The 17787-nt window shown below is 61.4% G+C and carries 16 protein-coding genes and 1 pseudogene; 4 read left to right on the forward strand and 13 right to left on the reverse strand.

The window, feature by feature from the left end:
- The 4 genes from AC1DYF_RS23255 to AC1DYF_RS23270 form a co-directional block, all read right to left on the reverse strand.
- The coding region (locus tag AC1DYF_RS23255; RefSeq protein WP_477879144.1) for a DMT family transporter at window positions 1-488 on the reverse strand (488 nt) is incomplete at its 3' end.
- A 112-nt stretch (window positions 489-600) separates the two neighbouring features.
- On the reverse strand, window positions 601-1230 hold the full coding sequence (locus AC1DYF_RS23260) for an aminotransferase class IV family protein (RefSeq protein WP_477879145.1): 630 nt from the start codon (window positions 1228-1230) through the stop codon (window positions 601-603).
- Window positions 1227-2384: an aminodeoxychorismate synthase component I gene (locus AC1DYF_RS23265; RefSeq protein ID WP_477879146.1), complete on the reverse strand. Its 1158-nt coding sequence runs from the start codon at window positions 2382-2384 to the stop codon at window positions 1227-1229. The genes AC1DYF_RS23260 and AC1DYF_RS23265 overlap by 4 nt, the downstream gene beginning before the upstream one ends.
- A gap of 43 nt (window positions 2385-2427) precedes the next feature.
- Window positions 2428-4242 (reverse strand): M3 family oligoendopeptidase, encoded by a 1815-nt coding sequence (locus AC1DYF_RS23270; RefSeq protein WP_477879147.1) that lies wholly within the window; start codon window positions 4240-4242, stop codon window positions 2428-2430.
- Between the two features lie 246 nt (window positions 4243-4488).
- On the opposite strand from AC1DYF_RS23270, the gene AC1DYF_RS23275 reads away from it, so the two are divergent.
- On the forward strand, window positions 4489-6072 hold the full coding sequence (locus AC1DYF_RS23275) for a sigma-54-dependent transcriptional regulator (RefSeq protein WP_477879148.1): 1584 nt from the start codon (window positions 4489-4491) through the stop codon (window positions 6070-6072).
- Window positions 6073-6548: 476 nt separating this feature from the next.
- On the forward strand, window positions 6549-8354 hold the full coding sequence (locus tag AC1DYF_RS23280) for a peptidoglycan L,D-endopeptidase MepK (protein ID WP_477879149.1): 1806 nt from the start codon (window positions 6549-6551) through the stop codon (window positions 8352-8354).
- A gap of 110 nt (window positions 8355-8464) precedes the next feature.
- Here the strand turns inward: AC1DYF_RS23280 and AC1DYF_RS23285 are convergent, their stop codons facing one another.
- From AC1DYF_RS23285 to AC1DYF_RS23300, 4 genes are all read right to left on the reverse strand, one after another.
- Complete coding sequence (locus tag AC1DYF_RS23285) at window positions 8465-8860, reverse strand: Rap1a/Tai family immunity protein (RefSeq protein ID WP_477879150.1); 396 nt, start codon at window positions 8858-8860, stop codon at window positions 8465-8467.
- 189 nt (window positions 8861-9049) lie between these two features.
- Window positions 9050-9313 carry a DUF2312 domain-containing protein gene (locus AC1DYF_RS23290; RefSeq protein WP_477879151.1) on the reverse strand — a complete coding sequence of 88 codons (264 nt, stop codon included), beginning with the start codon at window positions 9311-9313 and terminating at the stop codon, window positions 9050-9052.
- A 102-nt stretch (window positions 9314-9415) separates the two neighbouring features.
- Window positions 9416-9721: a DUF1244 domain-containing protein gene (locus tag AC1DYF_RS23295; RefSeq protein ID WP_477879152.1), complete on the reverse strand. Its 306-nt coding sequence runs from the start codon at window positions 9719-9721 to the stop codon at window positions 9416-9418.
- A gap of 1 nt (window position 9722) precedes the next feature.
- Entirely contained in the window at window positions 9723-10517 is a 795-nt protein-coding gene (locus tag AC1DYF_RS23300; RefSeq protein ID WP_477879238.1) for an N-formylglutamate amidohydrolase, read from the reverse strand.
- Between the two features lie 416 nt (window positions 10518-10933).
- Between AC1DYF_RS23300 and AC1DYF_RS23305 the strand changes: the two are divergent.
- A pseudogene (locus tag AC1DYF_RS23305) lies at window positions 10934-11308 on the forward strand (DUF1036 domain-containing protein); the annotation flags it as partial.
- The gene (pyk, locus tag AC1DYF_RS23310; protein ID WP_477879153.1) at window positions 11308-12747 is read left to right on the forward strand and encodes a pyruvate kinase; all 1440 of its coding nucleotides are present in this window, start codon (window positions 11308-11310) and stop codon (window positions 12745-12747) included. The pseudogene AC1DYF_RS23305 and the gene pyk, both read left to right, overlap by 1 nt.
- 16 nt (window positions 12748-12763) lie before the next feature.
- Here pyk and AC1DYF_RS23315 read toward each other — a convergent pair whose 3' ends face one another.
- From AC1DYF_RS23315 to rcdA, 5 genes are all read right to left on the reverse strand, one after another.
- Window positions 12764-14818 (reverse strand): sensor domain-containing protein, encoded by a 2055-nt coding sequence (locus AC1DYF_RS23315; protein ID WP_477879154.1) that lies wholly within the window; start codon window positions 14816-14818, stop codon window positions 12764-12766.
- Window positions 14819-14989: 171 nt separating this feature from the next.
- Entirely contained in the window at window positions 14990-16006 is a 1017-nt protein-coding gene (locus tag AC1DYF_RS23320) for an alpha/beta fold hydrolase (RefSeq protein ID WP_477879155.1), read from the reverse strand.
- Between the two features lie 59 nt (window positions 16007-16065).
- On the reverse strand, window positions 16066-16689 hold the full coding sequence (locus AC1DYF_RS23325) for a hypothetical protein (RefSeq protein WP_477879156.1): 624 nt from the start codon (window positions 16687-16689) through the stop codon (window positions 16066-16068).
- A 58-nt stretch (window positions 16690-16747) separates the two neighbouring features.
- Complete coding sequence (ykgO, locus tag AC1DYF_RS23330; protein ID WP_025557146.1) at window positions 16748-16873, reverse strand: type B 50S ribosomal protein L36; 126 nt, start codon at window positions 16871-16873, stop codon at window positions 16748-16750.
- A gap of 302 nt (window positions 16874-17175) precedes the next feature.
- Window positions 17176-17691, reverse strand: a complete 516-nt coding sequence (gene rcdA, locus AC1DYF_RS23335; protein WP_477879239.1) for a protease adaptor protein RcdA — start codon at window positions 17689-17691, stop codon at window positions 17176-17178.
- Window positions 17692-17787 lie beyond the last annotated feature (96 nt).

Below are 17787 nucleotides of genomic sequence, written 5' to 3' on the forward strand. Positions count from 1 at the left end.
CTCATGACCGCGCCGATCAACGGCACGACAAGGCTGGTGTCGAAGCCGCTGGGATCCGGCTTGAGGATGACGAGAACGCCGCATAGTCCGACGCCGATGGCCGTCCAGCGCCGCCAGCCGACATGCTCGCCCAGCACCGGGACGGAGAGCATGGCGACGAAAAGCGGGGTCGCGGAAAACAGCACCTGCGAATGGATGAGTCCGGCGACACGGAAGGCCGTCAGCGCCAGTGCCACCTGGCTGCCGAGCAGCATGCCGCGGAAGATCTGCAGGAATGGCCGCCTGGTGGCGGCACCCTGGCGCAAGCCGCCGCGCGACCTGGCGGTGAACAGGATGACGAAGATGGCGAACACCCAATAGCGGATCATGCTGATGAAAATCGGCGGATAGTGATCCGACAAATGCTTGGAGATCGCGTCCTGCACGGAGAATATCGTGAAAGCGAGGAGTGCGAAGAGGTAACCGGTCTTCTGGGCGTGCGACGTCATTGGCTTTGCTGGCAACGCAGACGTCGCCGTTTCTGGGAGGAGGCAAGCAGGGATGAACCAGCTTTGCCGCGCTATCGGTATGCAAACAAGGCCGGTTTGCACATAATCGGTTCTATTTTAGAAGTTTTGCGCGAATGAGGCCGCGCAGGGAGTTTCCGACGTAAAGCGGCATGCTTTCCAGGTCGGCGACTGAGAGCCGCGCGACACGCGCCCGTCTGGCGCAGATCAGCGACGTGCGCAGGACGCCGGCTAGGCAGCCGGAGGAGAGGGCAGGGGTCAACAGCACCTTGTCCTCCGCCTCGACGAAGACATTGGTGATCGTGCCTTCGCAGATCTCGTCTTTTTCGTTGAGCAGCAGCACCTCGTCGGCCTCGACCTTGTCGAATTCAGCGCGGGCTGCATCGTAGATCGAACGCTGGGACGTCTTGTGGCGCTGCAGCGGCATGCCGGATGCCAGTCGCGCTTTCGCCGCCAGGCGCACCGTCCAGACGGTATCGTCAGCCTGCAGCGTGAACGGCACTGCGGCGATGTCGAAGCGTCCATCCATGAAGAGTTCGAGGCGCAGCCGGCTTGTCTGGGTGAGTTCGGAGGTCTTGGCCTCGATCGCACTCCACGCCGCTTCATGGCCGGTGAAGCCCAGCTTGTGGGCGGAATTGCGCAGCCGGGCGTGATGCAATCTGGCGCGCGCAATGCCGGTCGAAGGCTCCCAGCGCATGGTTTCGATCAGCGAAAAGCCGCTCACCGGGCGATCTCCATGTCGCCGACGGCAAACCGCGCTTTCAGCAGGCATTCGGCATATTCGTCATCGGCGCGGGAATCGAAGACGATGCCGCCGCCGACATTGAAGATGGCTTCGCCAGTCTCGAACAGCGAGATGGTACGGATGGCGACATTGAAGCACATGCGCCCGTCGGGGGCGATATAGCCGATCGAGCCGCAATAGGCGTCGCGCGGCCCCGTCTCGAGATCGTGCAGGATTTCCATCGCCCGCATTTTTGGCGCACCAGTCACCGAGCCGCAGGGGAAGAGGGCGGCGAAGATGTCGCGGACCGTGAGGTTGGGCAGCAGTTTTGCCCGCACATGCGACACCATCTGATGGACGGTGGGATAGGTCTCGACGTCGAAGAGCCTGGGTACGTCGAGCGTGCCGACCTCGGTGATGCGCGAAACGTCGTTGCGCAGGAGGTCGACGATCATCCGGTTCTCTGCCTGGCTCTTCTCGTCGGCCTGCATCGCGGCGATGATCGCCTCGTCCTCGGCCGGAGAATTCCCGCGCGGCGCGGTGCCCTTCATCGGATGCGTCTCGATCCAGCCATCGCCGTCGACCTCGAAGAACAGTTCCGGCGAGCGCGACAGCACCACCGGACCGCCGAGATTGACCAGTGCGCCATAGTGCACCGGCTGGCGTTCGATCAACGACCAGAAGGCGGCAACGGGATCGCCGCTCCAGCGGGCGCGGATCGGCATGGTGAGGTTTGCCTGGTAGCAGTCACCCTGCCGGAGATGCCAGTGCAGCCGGTCGAACCGCTGTTTATAATTGTCGAAATCCCATCCGGCACGGGGTTCGCTGAGAAAGGGCTCGTTCTCGGTTCTCTGGCGCGGCTCAGCCAGGGCATGATCGGTGCGCGGCGCATCGAAAATGCCGAAGGCCATCAGCGGCGTTTGCCGTCCCGTCGCGGCGCGGGGCGCAAGCTTGGGTTCGAACAGGTAGCCGCCCTCATAGGCCATGAAGCCGGCAATCCATTTGCCGGCGCGGCGGGCCTCTTCCAGGGCATCGAGGCCGGCGAAGAACTCGGCCGGGGTGTGGGCGATGACCAGGCTTTCGGGCTCGACGAAGACCAGCGTCCGATCGCTGCGATCGTCCTTCAGGAGCACGAAAGGTTTTTCGATCTGCATACGCCTTGTCCTGCCGGGTTAGCGTGCTGTCAGCCAGCGCGCTTTAACCGGCTTTATCAAGCGCCTCCAATTCGTCGATCAGGCCCTCGATCATCGACAGGCCCTTGTCCCAGAACGACGGGTCTGTGGCATCGAGGCCGAACGGCTTCAGCAGTTCGGCATAGTGCTTGGTGCCGCCGGCCTTGAGCAATTCGAAATATTTCTGCTGAAAGCCTTCTGCCGCGTTCTGGTAGACCGCGTAGAGCGAATTCACCAGGCAGTCGCCGAACGCATAGGCATAGACATAGAAGGGCGAGTGAATGAAGTGGGGGATATAGGCCCACCAGTTCTCATAGCCTTCGGAGATGCGGATTGCCGGCCCAAGGCTTTCAGCCTGAACCGACAGCCAGAGTTCGCCGATTTGCTCCGAGGTCATTTCACCGCTCTTGCGGGCGGTGTGCAGCTTGCGCTCGAACTGGTAGAAGGCGATCTGGCGCACGACCGTGTTGATCATGTCCTCGACCTTCTGGGCGAGCATCGCCTTGCGCTCGGCCTTGTCCCTGGTCTGTGCCAAGAGCGCGCGGAAGGTCAGCATTTCGCCGAATACCGATGCGGTTTCGGCCAGCGTCAGCGGCGTGGCGCACATCAAGGCACCCTGTTCGCCGGCCAACACCTGGTGGACGCCGTGGCCGAGCTCGTGGGCCAGCGTCATCACGTCGCGCGGCTTGCCGAGATAGTTGACCAGCACATAGGGATGGGCCGACGGCACGGTCGGGTGGGCGAAGGCGCCGGGCGCCTTGCCGGGCCGGGCCGGCGCGTCGATCCAGTTCTTGTCGAAGAACTGCCGGGTGATATCGGCCATTTCGGGGTAGAAATCGCCATAGGCCGACAGCACCGTTTCCTTTGCTTCCGTCCAGGAGACGACATGCGCGGGTGTTTCCGGCAAGGGCGCGTTGCGGTCCCAATAATCGAGCTGCTCCATGCCGAGCCAGCGCGCCTTCATCGCATAATAGCGATGCGAAAGCCGCGGATAGGCGGCGCGAACGGCGGCGACAAGCGCTTCGACCACTTCGCCTTCGACGCGGTTGGACAGATGCCGGCTGTCGGCAATGTCCTTGAAGCCGCGCCAGCGGTCGGAAATGTCCTTGTCCTTGGCCAGCGTATTGGTGATCAGCGTGAAAATGCGGATATTGCTCTTGAAGACGTTGCTGATCGCCTCGGCGGCCGCCTTGCGCACCTCTTTCGACGGTTCCTGAAGCTTGTCGAGCGCGATTTCGAGCGGTACGTCCACGCCGTCGAGCGGCAGGCGCAGGCCTGCAATCGTCTCGTTGAACAGGCGGTTCCAGGCGCCGGCGCCGGTCTGCGACTTTTCCAGGAACAGCTGTTCGAGCTTGTCGTCGAGCTGGTAGGGCTGTTCCTTGCGCAGATCCTCGATCCAGGGGCGGTAATGATCGGCGAGCTTGTCCCAGGTCATCATTGCCTGCAGCACGTCGTCATCGATGCGGTTGAGTTCGAGGCTGAAAAAAAGCAGATGCGTGGCGATCTCGGTGATCGCGTCGCTGATATCGGAGAAGAACTTGCCCTTGGCCGGGTCGGTCATGTCACCGTAATAAGTGAGGCCGGCATAGGCGCCGATGCGGCCGAGAATATCCTCCAGCGCCTCGAATTCGCGGATCGCCTGGCCGATGCCACCCTTGCTGCTCTCGACGGAGACGTCGCTGAGCTTGCCCTTCCACTTTTCCTCGAAAGCGAGCGCCTGAGCGCGCGCCTTTTCAAGGTCGCCGGTGAATTCGGCGCTGTCGGGAGCAGGATAGAGATCGCCGAGATTCCACACCGGCAGGTCGCCCAGTTCATGTGCTGTGCCGCTTTCACTCGCCATTGCATTTGTAATTTCAGCACGGCTCGAAAAACGGAAGGGGGGGCGGTCATTAACCAAGGCGGCTCTCCTTACAAATCAAAGAGAAGCTGTCTTAGAGCAAAGCAACAGGCGTTTGAACCGTTCCGGTAAATTTTCTGAACAAACTGCAAATTCAGCCTTCGCTAAAATCCTAACATTTCTCAAAACGGGATTTTCAAGCCTGCGTGTCATTTTGCGAGCATAGACCCATAAAACAGGGGGTAATCTGTGAACACGCACATTCTTGTCATCGATGACGATCCGGTACAGCGGCGGCTGCTCAAGCACGCCGTCGAACGGATCGGGCATGTCCCCCATCTTGCCGAAAACGGCAAGCAGGGGCTGGAATCGCTTCAGCGGCATGGCGACAAGATCGGGGTGATCATTCTCGACCTGATGATGCCGGAAATGAACGGCATCGCCTTCCTCAACGCCATGCGCGAACAGGGCATCGAAATCCCTGTTATCGTGCAGACGGGGCAGGGCGGCATCGAAACGGTCGTCATGGCCATGCGCGCCGGCGCCTTCGATTTCGTCGTCAAGCCGGTCAGCCCCGAACGCATCGGCTCGGCGATCGGCAATGCGCTCAAAGTCGACCGCAGCAGCGGCGCCCGGGCGCCGGCCAAGGTGCGCAGCGGCACGATCCGCTTCAACGACATCGTCGCCGTCAGTCCGGCGATGAGCCGGGTGATGGAGCTTGCCCGCCGCGCGGCACAATCCGAAATCCCCGTCGTGCTCGAAGGCGAATCCGGCGTCGGCAAGGAAATGGTTGCCCGCGCCATCCAGTCCGGCAGCGACCGCGCTCACAAGCCGTTCATCACGGTCAATTGCGGCGCCATCCCCAACAACCTGGTCGAAAGCATTCTTTTCGGCCATGAGAAGGGCGCCTTTACCGGCGCCACGGAGAAGCATGCCGGCAAGTTCGTCGAGGCTGATGGCGGCACGCTGTTCCTCGACGAGATCGGCGAACTTCCGCTCGACGTCCAGGTCAAGCTGTTGCGCGCCATCCAGCACGGCGAGATCGAGACGATCGGCGCCCGCCGGCCGCTCAAGGTCGATGTCCGGTTGATCTCGGCCACCAACAAGGACCTGATCGCCGCCGTCAAGCGAGGCGAGTTCCGCGAGGATCTCTACTATCGCCTGAATGTCTTCCCGATCACCATTCCGGCTTTGCGCCGGCGCAAGGAAGACATCCCGGTTCTGGCGCGGGCCTTCGTCGAGCGCTTTGCCGCGAGCCAGAAACTGGAACGGGTCCCGGAACTGACGCCGCCGGCCATGGCGCTGCTGACCGCCTTCGACTGGCCGGGCAATATCCGCCAGCTCGAAAACACCATCTTCCGCGCCGTGGTGCTGGCGCGCGGCGATCAACTGACGGTGGAGGATTTCACCCAGATCGCGGCGCAGATTCCCGGCTACATCACCGAGAGCGGCGAAAGCATCTTCTCGGGCAACCGCGAAGTGATGCCGGTGCCGAGCCTTTCGGCGGCGGAAATGCCGGCGGCCTATCCGGAGTTCGGCAGCACCCACACGGAAGCCCGGATACATGCCCGGCACGATGCCGCACCGGTTGCCGGACCGCATGTCGCTGACGGCATGATTGCGGGTCTGGGCAAGGATGGCGGCGTGCGAACGATCGCCGCGGTCGAGGAAGACCTCATCCGCTTCGCGCTCCGATACTATCGCGGACAGATGAGCGAGGTCGCCCGCCGGCTCGGAATCGGCCGCTCGACGCTCTACCGCAAGCTGAAGGATTACGGAATCGATCCCGATGATCCGCTGAAGCAACCGAGCCTCGAAGAGGCGGAATTCTGAGTCGGAAGACGCGGAATCGCATCGAATTGCCTGCTTTTCGTTAAAAAAAGATTCACGCCCGGTAACAAAATTTGCCGGGCGTGATTTCTTTTAGCGTTTCGAGATGAAAGCGCTCTACTGCTGAAAAATGCGGTTTTTGCGGGCTTTTTTGACCTATGTCACAGACCGGCGATTCAGTTTCGTACAAGAAAACCCCGTCATCATCCGCCTAAGCGCCTTGCTGATTCGGAAAAAAACGCTGGAAAAGAGCGTTAAAATCGGCATAAAGCGTGACTTGGTAAAAAACCTGGTTGGCGTTTAAACCTTGTTAGTGCATCGTTCACTATAAATGGGGATATGACGTTAACGAACGCATTTGCCATCGTCTAAACGTATTTGCCCGCCATAGGGCGACGTGGGACGGTGACCAGTGGACGGGGATCGAGTTGTATCAAAACGCAGAGACCAAAGGCCGGGTTTCACGGATGGTGGGGGGCTTGACCGCATGGACGCGGAAGGTCGTTAACCATCTGGCGATTGCCGTGCCGGCGCTCGCGATCGCGGTCGGGTTGCTTACCACCTCGGCGCAGGCCGGCCAGACCCGGGCGCTGAAGATTTACCACCTGCACACTCATGAGAAGGCGATCATCGTCTTCAAGCGCAACGGCCGCTATGATCCGGCCGGGCTCAAAAAGCTCAATTACATCCTGCGCGACTGGCGCCGCGACGAGCCGACCCGTATGGATCCCAGGCTCTTCGATCTGATCTGGGAAGTCTACCAGAAGTCCGGTTCGCACGAATATATCAACGTCGTCTGCGGCTATCGTGCCCCGGAAACCAATGCGATGCTGCGCTCGCGCACCCGCGGCGTGGCCGAGAAAAGCCAGCACATGCTCGGCAAGGCGATGGACTTCTACCTGCCCGACGTCAGGCTTTCCAAGCTGCGCGAGATCGGCATGAAATTCCAGGTCGGCGGCGTCGGCTTCTACCCGACTTCCGGCTCGCCCTTCGTCCACATGGATGTCGGTAATGTCCGTGCTTGGCCGCGTATGCCGCGCCGCGAACTGGCCCGCTTGTTTCCCGACGGCAGGACGCTGCATAAGCCGCTCGAAGGCGGCGTAATGCCCGGCTATGCCGCCGCTCTCGCCGATTATCATCGCCGTGTCGACTCCGATTCGATCCGTGTCGCCGGCAACCCGTCCAGCAATTCCGATAACGATACCGGCGGTACGCATCACAAGAGCCTGCTCGCTGCTCTCTTCGATACCCACGACGAGAGCGAAGACGATATGGCCGATGCCGATATCGATTCGACGCCGGCCAAGGTTGATCGCAGCCATAAGAACGATCAGATCCTGACGGCTCAAGACGACGGCAAGGCGGACAAGCAGGACAGCAAGGACACCGAGACGGCGTTCAACGCGCCGGTGCCGAAGAGCCGTCCGGCCTATACGGATGACGACCAGCCGACGACGCTGGAGACGGCGCTGCTCGGCCAGAAGAAGAACCCGGCCGAAGAAGCGATGCAGGCCGCGCTGACGCCGCAGCCCGCCGACCAGGCGAATGCTGACGACAATGCCGACCAGCCCGAATTCGCCGATCTGAAGTCCTATCGTGTCCCGGTCCCGCAGTTGCTCGGCGAGCGCAAACGGCCTGGCGATGCAGACGATACGGTGATGACCGCTTCGCTCGATCCCAAGGATACCGCCGCCATGGCTGCCGTGCCGGTGCCGGATGCGCGGCCTGAGGATGACACGGCGGTCAAGGATGCCGACCAGACGGTGACTGCGACAACGACGGCCAAGGCTGACGAGATCAAGGTTCCGGCAGGCGATATCAAGCCGGCGGAGATCGCGGCGCTTGCGGCGCAGACTTCCGACGCCGCCAAGGCTGATGCCACGACCGACGAGGATGAGGCCGACGCGATCACCGATACGCTCGACAATGTCGACAAAAACGACCAGAAGAGCAACATGGCCGAGATGGCGTCGATCGACGTGCCGAACGACACGAAGTCCGTGACCCGCTCCTTCGTCCTGCCGGCCAATGCAGCCGACCAGATGTCGGACCAGTCTGCCGACACGCCGAAGACCAAACCGAACCGCAAGCTGACGGCCGAGCAGATCGTCAAGCATGCCCGGCTGTCGAAGAACATGATCGCCCAATGGGCACTGGCCAAGGGCCGTCTGGAACTGGTGCAGAAGCCGATCAAGACGCAGCGCGTCGCCACCCGGATCATGCCCAGCCAGCAGCCTGAGCAGAGGCAAGGCAACACGGTTCAGATCGACCCGGGCCGGTTCTGATCATAGTTGAGCTGAATATGTGAAACCGCCGGAGAAATTCGGCGGTTTTGTTTTGCGCGGTTGTTGGCGACAGGCGTTCGCTGGCGGCGTGGCCGAAAATTGTCCTGCGATCAGCGCTTGCAGCGCCAGGCCTGGCTCAGCGCCGCCGAGATCAGTTCCGCCGAGCCGAGTTTGCGCTTGCCGGTATTGCGTTCGACATAGTTGCAGATGATGTTCTGCATCTGGCCGAGATCGGCATCGTCAGGCACACAGATGCCTTCGGTGGTTTTCTGCAGATAGGTCAGAATGAGCTTCTTGGCCTGCGGCGACTTCTCCTGTTCGAAGCCTTTGGCCAGCAGATCGGTATCGCGGCCCCATTTGTCGATCCAGCCCGCCAGATAGCCGAGCAGGAGCGGGCTGTCGTCGGTGCAGAGTTTCTTGATCGTGTCGCCGGCGTAGAAATCGGCGGAAGCGGGAAGTGGTAGTGCAAGAGCCAAGACGATAGCGGCCAACCCGGTTCGATGCATTTCCCTTCCCTCTATTCCCCTGGCGCGAAAGCGCTACCCGGCAACATAGGTTCAAATCGCGGCGGCTGGCAATCCCATGAATTGCAAGGCGAAGTTATTCATTTGCGCCTGTGGGATCGCTGATAAACAGCGGACAAAAGAAAACCGCCGGATTGGTCCGGCGGTTGTTCAAACAGACGACGGGAGGGCTTACTCCTCCGGCGGCGCTTCCACCRTGCCGAGCGCGATCATGTAGGTTTCCAGGATCGCCTCCTGTTCCAGCCGTTCGTCCCTGTCCTGCTTGCGGATCGAGATGATCTTGCGCAGGATCTTGGTGTCGAAGCCGGTGCCCTTGGCCTCGCCGTAGACATCCTTGATGTCGTCGGCGATCGTCTTCTTTTCTTCTTCCAGCCGCTCGATCCGCTCGATGAATGATTTGAGCTGATCACGGGCTACGCCCATTGCATCCGCCATGCCTGCTCCTTCGTGATTCTTTTCTGTCGATCAGGGCCGTTCCCCTGCCGTGAAAGGCAGGCAAGGTCAAGCGGAATCGGACGCGTGAGGACGCGTTCGCCGCTACTCCTTCGGGCGGTTGATCTCGAAGGCGGTTTTCTGTGCATCGCTGGCATCCTTCTGATGCAGGCGCTTCCAGTCGTCGTAAGGCATGCCGTAGACATGCTCGCGCGACTCATCCTTCGAAACCCGCAGGCCGGCTTCGTTGGCGGCGTCGAGATACCAGTTCGACAGGCAGTTGCGGCAGAAGCCGGCGAGGTTCATCAGGTCGATATTCTGCACGTCGCTGCGCTCTCGCAGATGCTCGACGAGCCTGCGGAAGGCTGCTGCTTCCAGTTCGGTCTGCTGCTCTCGGGTAAGTTCGGTCATGTCATGCCTCATAGGGTCCGGTGCGCGAGCGGTAGACATGGTATTTATGCAGGCCGGGCTCGGCATTCAACGCGGCGAAGACAGGCGCCAGCCGGTCGCACCAGGCGTCCACCCCGGAGGCGTCGCCGATCAGGTCCTGCCGGACTTCGAGCAGGAGGTGCGGAATGCCCGCTTTCATGCAGTGGCGATACATGGTGTCTCCGCGTAGCGCCCCGTCATAGGGTTCGTTGTCGCCGGTCACCACATCAGGCATTGCGGCCAGCGCATCCAGCATCAGGATCGGTGCGCGCGGATCGGCATCCCAGAGCACGCCGGCATGCCAGGGACGCGGTATGTTTTTCCAGAAGGGCGTGAAGGAATGCAGCGACAGTACCAGTGGCGCTGCGCCGGTTCGCTCCGCCACGTTGGAAATCATGCCGTCGATCGCCTGGTGATAGGGGCGGTGATAGCGCGCGATGCGGCGGTTCCACTCCTCCTCGGTGATCGGATGATTGCCGGGAATGATGGCGCCGTCGGAGATCTTCATGATCAGCGTCGGATCGTCTTCGCCGCGATTGGGATCGATTAGCAGACGCGAGAAGCAGCTCATGACAGCAGGGCAGCCGATGCGGGCGGCGAGCGCCCGCGTCAGCGCCTCGATGCCGATGTCGTAGGCGATGTGACGCTGGAATGCCTGCATCGGCAGGCCGAGCGAGCCATATTCGGCCGGCAGACGGTTGGTCGCGTGATCTCCAAGCAGGATGCAGCCGCTATCGAGATTGCCGGGGATGATTTCGAAAGCCTGAAAGTCCTGCATCGCCACACTTTTTGACATGATTATGCTGTTTTGCATGTGAAGAAGCCGCTTTCAAGGGCGGTTTTGCAAGCTTTTATTGTGCGTTAGCACAAGGACGCATATGAATGTCAGTCACGCAAGACCGCCGTAAATGCCGGGCGGCATCACATCGCGCGATCTTCCGGGCCATGATGGTCCGATTGAGATGAATCGTCACAGCTTCGCGTAATATAATCGATTGAAAGTGCGTTGACATTCATGGCCTGTCGACGCAAAAGGGCCTCAGCCGGGGAGCCAACGGAAACGTCATGCTCGTTACATCTAATTCCCTTACACGACTTGCCAAGGTCTCTTCGATTCGGACGAGCCGGCTGCGAGTCTTGGCTTTGGTCGGCTTGTTCATCGTTTCGTGCGGGGCCTCACTGTCGCTGGCCAGTCCCGCCGCCGCGGAGTTCCGGGTTTGCAACGCGACACAGAACCTTGTCGGCGTGGCGATCGGCTATCGCGCCAAGGAAGGCTGGATCTCGGAGGGATGGTGGCAGATACCGGCGACCACATGCGCGACCCTGATCGAGGGCCAGTTGCAGAGCCGCTACTACTATCTCTACGCCGAGGACGCCACGCATGGCGGGCGCTGGACGGGCAATGTCAACATGTGCGTGGCGGAAAACGAATTCAAGATCACGGGCGTGCAGGATTGCTACGCGCGGGGATACCAGCAGTTCGGTTTCAAGGAATATGACACGGGGCGCCAGGGAAGCTGGATGGTTCAGCTCACCGATACGCCCGCATCTCAAGAAAGCCAGAATTGATGAAGCGGAACAGGAAAGTCAAAATCCTCGCCACCCTGGGGCCGGCCTCCAGCGAAGAGAGCATGATCGAGAAGCTGCACCAGGCCGGTGCGGATGTCTTCCGCATCAATATGAGCCATTCCAGCCATGATATGATGCGGACGCTCATCGGCCGCATCCGCGCCGTCGAGGCGCGTTCGGGCCGGCCGATCGGCATCCTGGCCGACCTCCAGGGACCGAAGCTGCGCGTCGGCAAATTCGCCAATGGCCCGCAGGAGCTCAAGGAAGGCCAGACGTTCACGCTCGACAATCGTGACGAGCCGGGAGACGGCAATCGCGTTTACCTGCCGCATCCGGAAATCCTGCAGTCCGTCAAGCCGGGCGACCGGCTGCTGATCGACGACGGCAAGTTGCATCTCAAGGCCATCGAGTGCGATGGTACCCGCATCGTCACCAAGGTCGTCGCCGGTACGAAGATTTCCGACAAGAAGGGCGTCAGCCTGCCCGATACGCTGCTCGCCATCGGCGCGCTGACCGAGAAGGATCGTGCCGACCTCGACGCGGTGCTGGCCACCAACAGCGTCGACTGGGTGGCGCTCTCCTTCGTGCAGCGCCCAGAAGATCTGGCCGAAGTGCGCAAGATCGCCAAGAACCGCGTCGGCATCATGTCGAAGATCGAAAAACCGCAGGCGGTCGAGCGGATCGACGAGATCATCGAGCTCTCCGATGCGCTGATGGTGGCGCGCGGTGACCTCGGCGTGGAAATGCCGCTCGAAGCCGTGCCGGGCATCCAGAAGCAGTTGACGCGCGCCTGCCGCCGCGTCGGCAAGCCGGTGGTCGTCGCCACCCAGATGCTGGAATCGATGATCACGGCGCCGGTGCCGACGCGCGCCGAAGTCTCGGATGTGGCGACTGCGGTGTTCGAAGGTGCGGATGCGATCATGCTGTCGGCCGAGTCGGCCTCCGGCCAATATCCGATCGAGGCGGTCACCACGATGGCTTCGATCGCCAGCACGGTGGAGCGCGATCCCTATTATCCCAACATCATCCATGCGCAGCGGACGCAGCCTGAGCCGACCGGCGCCGACGCTATCTCGCTCGCCGCCCGCGAAATCGCCGAGACGCTGAAGCTGGCGGCAATCGTCTGTTACACCGGCTCCGGCAATACCGGCCTGCGCGCCGCGCGCGAACGTCCGTTCACACCGGTCATCGCGCTGTCGCCGATCATCGAGACGGCGCGCAAGCTGTCCCTCGTCTGGGGCCTGCATTGCGTGGTCACCGAGGATGCGCGCGACCTCGACGACATGGTCAACCGTGCCTGCCGCATCGTCCATGCCGAAGGTTTTGGCAAGGCGGGCGATCGTCTGATCATCACCGCTGGCGTGCCGCTCGGGACGCCGGGCAATACCAACATGCTGCGTATTGCCTATATTGCGGCGGACGGAGAGAGCGGGATCTGATGCCTATCGACAAAGCTTATCGAGAGGCGGCTCGCCTCTCGATGGCAACAGGTAGAGCCCGCGCATCTGCTTGCGCGCGGGGCATGGGCCGTCCGAGCAGATAGCCCTGCACCTCATCAAAACCTTCCGCACGCAGTCGTTTCAACTGCCCTTCCGTTTCGACGCCCTCGGCGAGCGCCGTGGCACCGAAGCCGCGTGCGATGCCGGCCACGGCGCGCACGATGGCGAGATCGCCGGCGTCGTCGTCGATACCCGCGACAAAGCTCTTGTCCAGCTTGATCTTGTCGAAGGGGAAGGATCGGAGATAAGCCAGCGACGAATAGCCGGTGCCGAAATCGTCAATGGCGATCCGCACGCCAAGTGCCTTGATGGCTTTGAGCAATGGCACGCCCTGAACGGCGTCGGAGAGGAAGACGCTCTCGGTAACCTCGATTTCCAGCCGATCCGGCTGAAGGCCGGTGTCGCCCAAAATGCGTACCAGGGTCTGCAGCAGGCCTACGTCGCGGAACTGGCTGACCGACAGGTTGACGGCGATCTTGAGATGTTCCGGCCAGAGTGCGGCGGTCTTGCAGGCCTCGCGCAGCACCCATTCGCCGATCTGCACGATCAGGCCGTTTTCTTCGGCCGCCGGGATGAATTCCATCGGCGGCACCAGGCCGCGGATCGGATGGCGCCAGCGGATCAGCGCTTCGAAGCCGGTAAGCGCGCCGGTGCCGGCCTGCGTGATCGGTTGATAGAAAAGCTCGAGCTCGTGGCCGGCGATTGCGTCCCGCAATTCGATCGCCATCTGGTGGCGTCGTTCGGCGGCGATGCGCATGTCGTTGGCATAGAAACGGTGGGTAGAGCGCCCGGCATCCTTGGCGGCGTAGAGGGCGAGGTCGGCACTGCGCATCAGCACGTCGACGCTATCGCCATCCTCGGGGCCAAGTGCGATGCCGACGCTGCAACTGACATATTCTCTGGCGCCATCGAGATCGAAAGGTTTTTCCAGCAGCCGGAACAGGTCCTCCGCGAAACTATGTGAGCGGTTGCCATCCGAGCTTAGATCGAGGATGACGGCGAACTCGTCGCCGCCCAAACGCGCGACGAAGTCGGTCTGCCCCTTGAGATGGTTCAGGCGGCGGGCGATTTCGCGTAGCAGAGCGTCGCCGGCCGGATGGCCCATGCTGTCGTTGACATGCTTGAAATGATCGACGTCGACGCACATCAAGGCAAACGGTCCGAGAGCTTCGGTGTCGTCGAGGCGATTGCGGATGCGCTCCATGAACGCTGCGCGGTTGGCGAGCCCGGTGAGTACGTCATGCATGGCAAGCCGTTCGAGCCTGGCCTCGAATTCGCGCTTTTCCGTTACATCGCGGCTGATGCCGATCAGGTAGCGCGGCGGCAGTCCGTCGGTCGACGGCAGCACACGGCGGACGGTGTGGACCGTGCGCCGTGTGCCGTCCGGACGGTCGAACTTCTCTTCGACATAGGTGATTGTCTCGGAGGAAAAGGCGCGCATGTCCTCGCTGCGGAAATCCCGCGCCAGATGCGGCGGGAACAGCATGGCGTCGTTCTTGCCGACCACATCGGAGAAGGGCAGGCCGGTGATCGCGCCGCAGGCGTCGTTGAAGCGGATATAGCGGCCGTTGTCGGCCATGTCCTTGACGAAGATGCCAACCGGCAGATTGTCGACGATGCTGTCGAGCAGGGTGCGGGTGGAGAGCGCTTCGTTCTGCGCGGCGCTGAGTTCGCTTCGGTCCTGCACGATGGCAAGGATGGCACTCCTGCCGTCGAACAGCATTTCGCGGCCATAGGTCAGGACCTGAAAAACCTCGCCATTGGATTTCAGGTGCTCCCAGCGCTCGGCCTTTTCCATATCGCTGCGCGCCTGGACGGCGTCGAGCATGCGCTGCCGCTCGGAATGCGGCCGGATGTCGAGCACAGTCAGCGCAGCGAATTCGGACTCCGAATAGCCATAGAGGTCTTGCGCCGCCTTGTTGACGATGAGGAAGCGCAGGGTCACGGGATCATAGATCCACATCGGTGAGGGATGGATCTCGAACAGCGAGCGAAAATCGCTCTCGGCCATGTTCAAAACCTGTTTTTTTAACGCAGTCATTGTGCAGCCGGCATGGTTGAAAAGCTGCACCATAATCGAGAATATTAAATAAAATCAGAATTATAGGAAGATTATCGGTTGGGCAGCTGCTTAGATTTTAAGCAGTTTGAGGAGGCGATGCCCGTGAGCGAGTACGGCGGACTAAACTCGGGTAGCCCGCCTTTCGACCGCTCGCACCAACTCCATCAGATCGATATCCCTGCCGGACAACCGCTCGATTGCCGCGATCGCCAGGTCGGTTGCTACATAGTCCGGCTTGTGGCCGAGATTTCGCACCCAATAGAGCTCCGCACCTTCTATGTCGCGCTTCAGGCCGCGTGAATGCAGTTCCTCGTAGACGATCTCATCCCTGTCGCCAGTGATGACGATTGTCGGCGCGGTGATCTCTCTGTAGCGCGGCTGGGTGCGCTGGACGTGCGCCAGCAGATTGGCTACGTCGAAGGCGTTGTTGCGGAAATTCCGGGATCGCAAAAGCAGCGGGATCGCCGCGGCGTCGACATAACCTTCCGGCACCGGATTGGGATGGAAGACGCCCGGGATCATGCGATCCATCCGCATGCGGGCAATCGGCGCGACGAGCGTATTGCAGAAGATCGGGCCGATCACCGGCATGGCCGCCAGATGATAGTACCAGTCGACGCCGCCCTTCCACGGATGGGTTGCGGGGGAAAGAAACAGCAGTCCGGACGTCCTATCCGGATGGCGTAGCGCGAAGGCGGCGACAGTGGCGCCGCCGAAGGAATGACCGACCATGATCGCGCTGGTGATACCCTTGGCGGCCATAAGCCGGGCGATGGCGTCGGCCTGGCCGTCCGGGGTGCGGTTGTCGAGGCCGCCGCGTTCGGAATAGCCGTGGCCGGGCCGGTCGACGAACAGCATTTCCGCGCGTGTCTTCAGCGGTTCGAGGAAGGCTGTCATCTGGTCGCGCAGATTGCCGCTGGCGCCATGGATGAAGACCAGCGGCGGCAGGTCGGCGGTTTCGGGCCGCTGCCAGTGGACGCTGTTCATGCTGAAGCCGCCGATGTCGGTGAGCCGGCCGATATTCGGATAGCGGTGGCCGATCTTCGTGGACTGCCAGCGGGTGTAGATGAAGCCCCCGGCGAGAATCACTGGGAACAGCAACAGGACGTAGGCGATGAGCTTGAGAAAGAATAGCATCCGCAAATGTTCGATGAGAAGAGCCTCGGCGCTTATACGCGCGCGTGAGCAATGTCAGATCATGTTTTCTGGCCGCTCAGCTTGTCGATCAGATCGAGAGCCTCTTTCTGGGCGTCGCGATCGGCGGGATAGTAGGAAAGATAGGTCTGCCAGGCCTTGAGTGCATCGGTGTCATGGCCGGTGTCCTCGAGAATGCCGGCCAGGCCGGAGAGCGCGCCGAGATGGCGCGGCTCCAGCGCCAGGACATGGGCGACGTCGGACATCGACTTGCCGGCATTGCCCATCAGGTAGTGGATCGTGGCGCGGCGGTTCCAGCCTTCGGCGAATTTCGGCGCCAGCAGCGTGACCTGATCGGCGAAGTCGAGGGCGGCGCCATAACGCTTGTCGTCAAGCGCCTTGGAACAATTGGCCATCAGCATGTCGACGGTGGCGCTGCCGGACTGGGCAAGGGTTTCGCGGATATTGTCGGCCAGGATGCGGGCCTTGTCCGGATCGCGCTCGCGCTTGAGCTTGGCATAGAGCAGGTTGAGCTGCTGGTCCTGCGGGGCGAGGGGGCCGAGTTCGCTTTCCTGGGCGGCAGGCTTTGCTGCCGTGGCCGGCTTGTCGGCCGGCAGTGCTGCGGTCGCGGTCACACCGGAAATCAGGATCGACAGGGCAAACGTAGAAAAGCGCATGGCGGGCATGGTAGCCCGCCAGTGCAAAGATTCAAACTGAAATCTGCGGCTCAAGCCGAGAAGGGCCTCAGCCCTGGCGAGCCTTGTAGCGCGGGTTCAGCTTGTTGATGATATAGATCCGGCCCTTGCGGCGGACCAGACGGTTTTCACGATGACGTGCCTTAAGCGCTTTCAGCGAGTTCTTGATCTTCATTGTTCTGATCCGCGACGGTTGTTTCGGGTTGCCCCGGTTACTCAAATCAAAAGCGCGCCGGTTTCAAGGGCGCGCCTCAAGTTGGGCAGGCATGTACCGGCAGAGAGGCGTTCTGTCAACCATCTGTCATGGTTATTTCGCTGCCCACACCCTGCTTTCTACAGCATGTCGCCCGAAAGTGGCCCCCGGTTTCGGGATAACGACATGCGGAAAAAGCCAAGAAATAAAGCGCGTCTGCGCTTTATTGAAAAAGCCGGCGTTTCGCCGGCTTGATCAGGCATTCTCGTGAGTGTCCGGAGCGATCAGTGGCCGCCGAAAGCGGTCTTCAGCAACGACAGCTGCGCCTGGACGGAATTCTGGTTGGCGGTGATGCTCTGGGCATCGGCCGGGCGGTAGATATCGCGGTCGAGCACGGCGACGCGGCTCTGCAGGCGCACCGACTTCTCGATCAGTTCACGGAAGGCCTGCGGCAGGTCGTTCCAGCCGGGCGCGCTGTGGTCGACATTGAACGTGTCGAGCCGGACCTTCTTCTTCTCCGAGACGACCTGGTCGCGGGTCATTTCGCCATTGTTGATGGCGCGCTGCAGCAGCAGCCAGGAGGCGACCTGCATCAGGCGGGTGGTCAGCCGCATCGATTCGGCGGCGTAGAGGACGGACGCCATGCGCGGAAGGGATTTGGAGGCCGATCGGCCCGCACCGTCGAGATAGCTCGCAGTTTCTTCGACCAGCGCCATGCCTTCGGAATAAAGATTCTTGAACTGTGCCGAGGAGGCCGCATGGCCGGCGAAGCTGATCGTGTTGGCTCCGGATTCACGCATCATTTATCAACCCTGTGTACGCATCACTAACAAAACCGGCGGGGAGGAAATGTTCCCTGCTCGCTTTCCCGATACCAGGATCATGCCGTTCGTTGG

The sequence above is a fragment of the Rhizobium sp. P2_G9 genome (assembly GCF_056403475.1).

Bases quoted from the DNA above. Each gene is read 5' to 3' on its own strand.
- AC1DYF_RS23265 (WP_477879146.1), bottom strand. From the start codon at position 2,384: ATGCAGATCGAAAAACCTTTCGTGCTCCTGAAGGACGATCGCAGCGAT.
- AC1DYF_RS23270 (WP_477879147.1), bottom strand. From the start codon at position 4,242: ATGGCGAGTGAAAGCGGCACAGCACATGAACTGGGCGACCTGCCGGTG.
- AC1DYF_RS23285 (WP_477879150.1), bottom strand. From the start codon at position 8,860: ATGCATCGAACCGGGTTGGCCGCTATCGTCTTGGCTCTTGCACTACCA.
- AC1DYF_RS23295 (WP_477879152.1), bottom strand. From the start codon at position 9,721: ATGACCGAACTTACCCGAGAGCAGCAGACCGAACTGGAAGCAGCAGCC.
- AC1DYF_RS23300 (WP_477879238.1), bottom strand. From the start codon at position 10,517: ATGCAGGACTTTCAGGCTTTCGAAATCATCCCCGGCAATCTCGATAGC.
- pyk (WP_477879153.1), top strand. From the start codon at position 11,308: ATGAAGCGGAACAGGAAAGTCAAAATCCTCGCCACCCTGGGGCCGGCC.
- AC1DYF_RS23315 (WP_477879154.1), bottom strand. From the start codon at position 14,818: ATGGCCGAGAGCGATTTTCGCTCGCTGTTCGAGATCCATCCCTCACCG.
- AC1DYF_RS23320 (WP_477879155.1), bottom strand. From the start codon at position 16,006: ATGCTATTCTTTCTCAAGCTCATCGCCTACGTCCTGTTGCTGTTCCCA.
- AC1DYF_RS23325 (WP_477879156.1), bottom strand. From the start codon at position 16,689: ATGCCCGCCATGCGCTTTTCTACGTTTGCCCTGTCGATCCTGATTTCC.
- ykgO (WP_025557146.1), bottom strand. From the start codon at position 16,873: ATGAAGATCAAGAACTCGCTGAAAGCGCTTAAGGCACGTCATCGTGAA.
- rcdA (WP_477879239.1), bottom strand. From the start codon at position 17,691: ATGCGTGAATCCGGAGCCAACACGATCAGCTTCGCCGGCCATGCGGCC.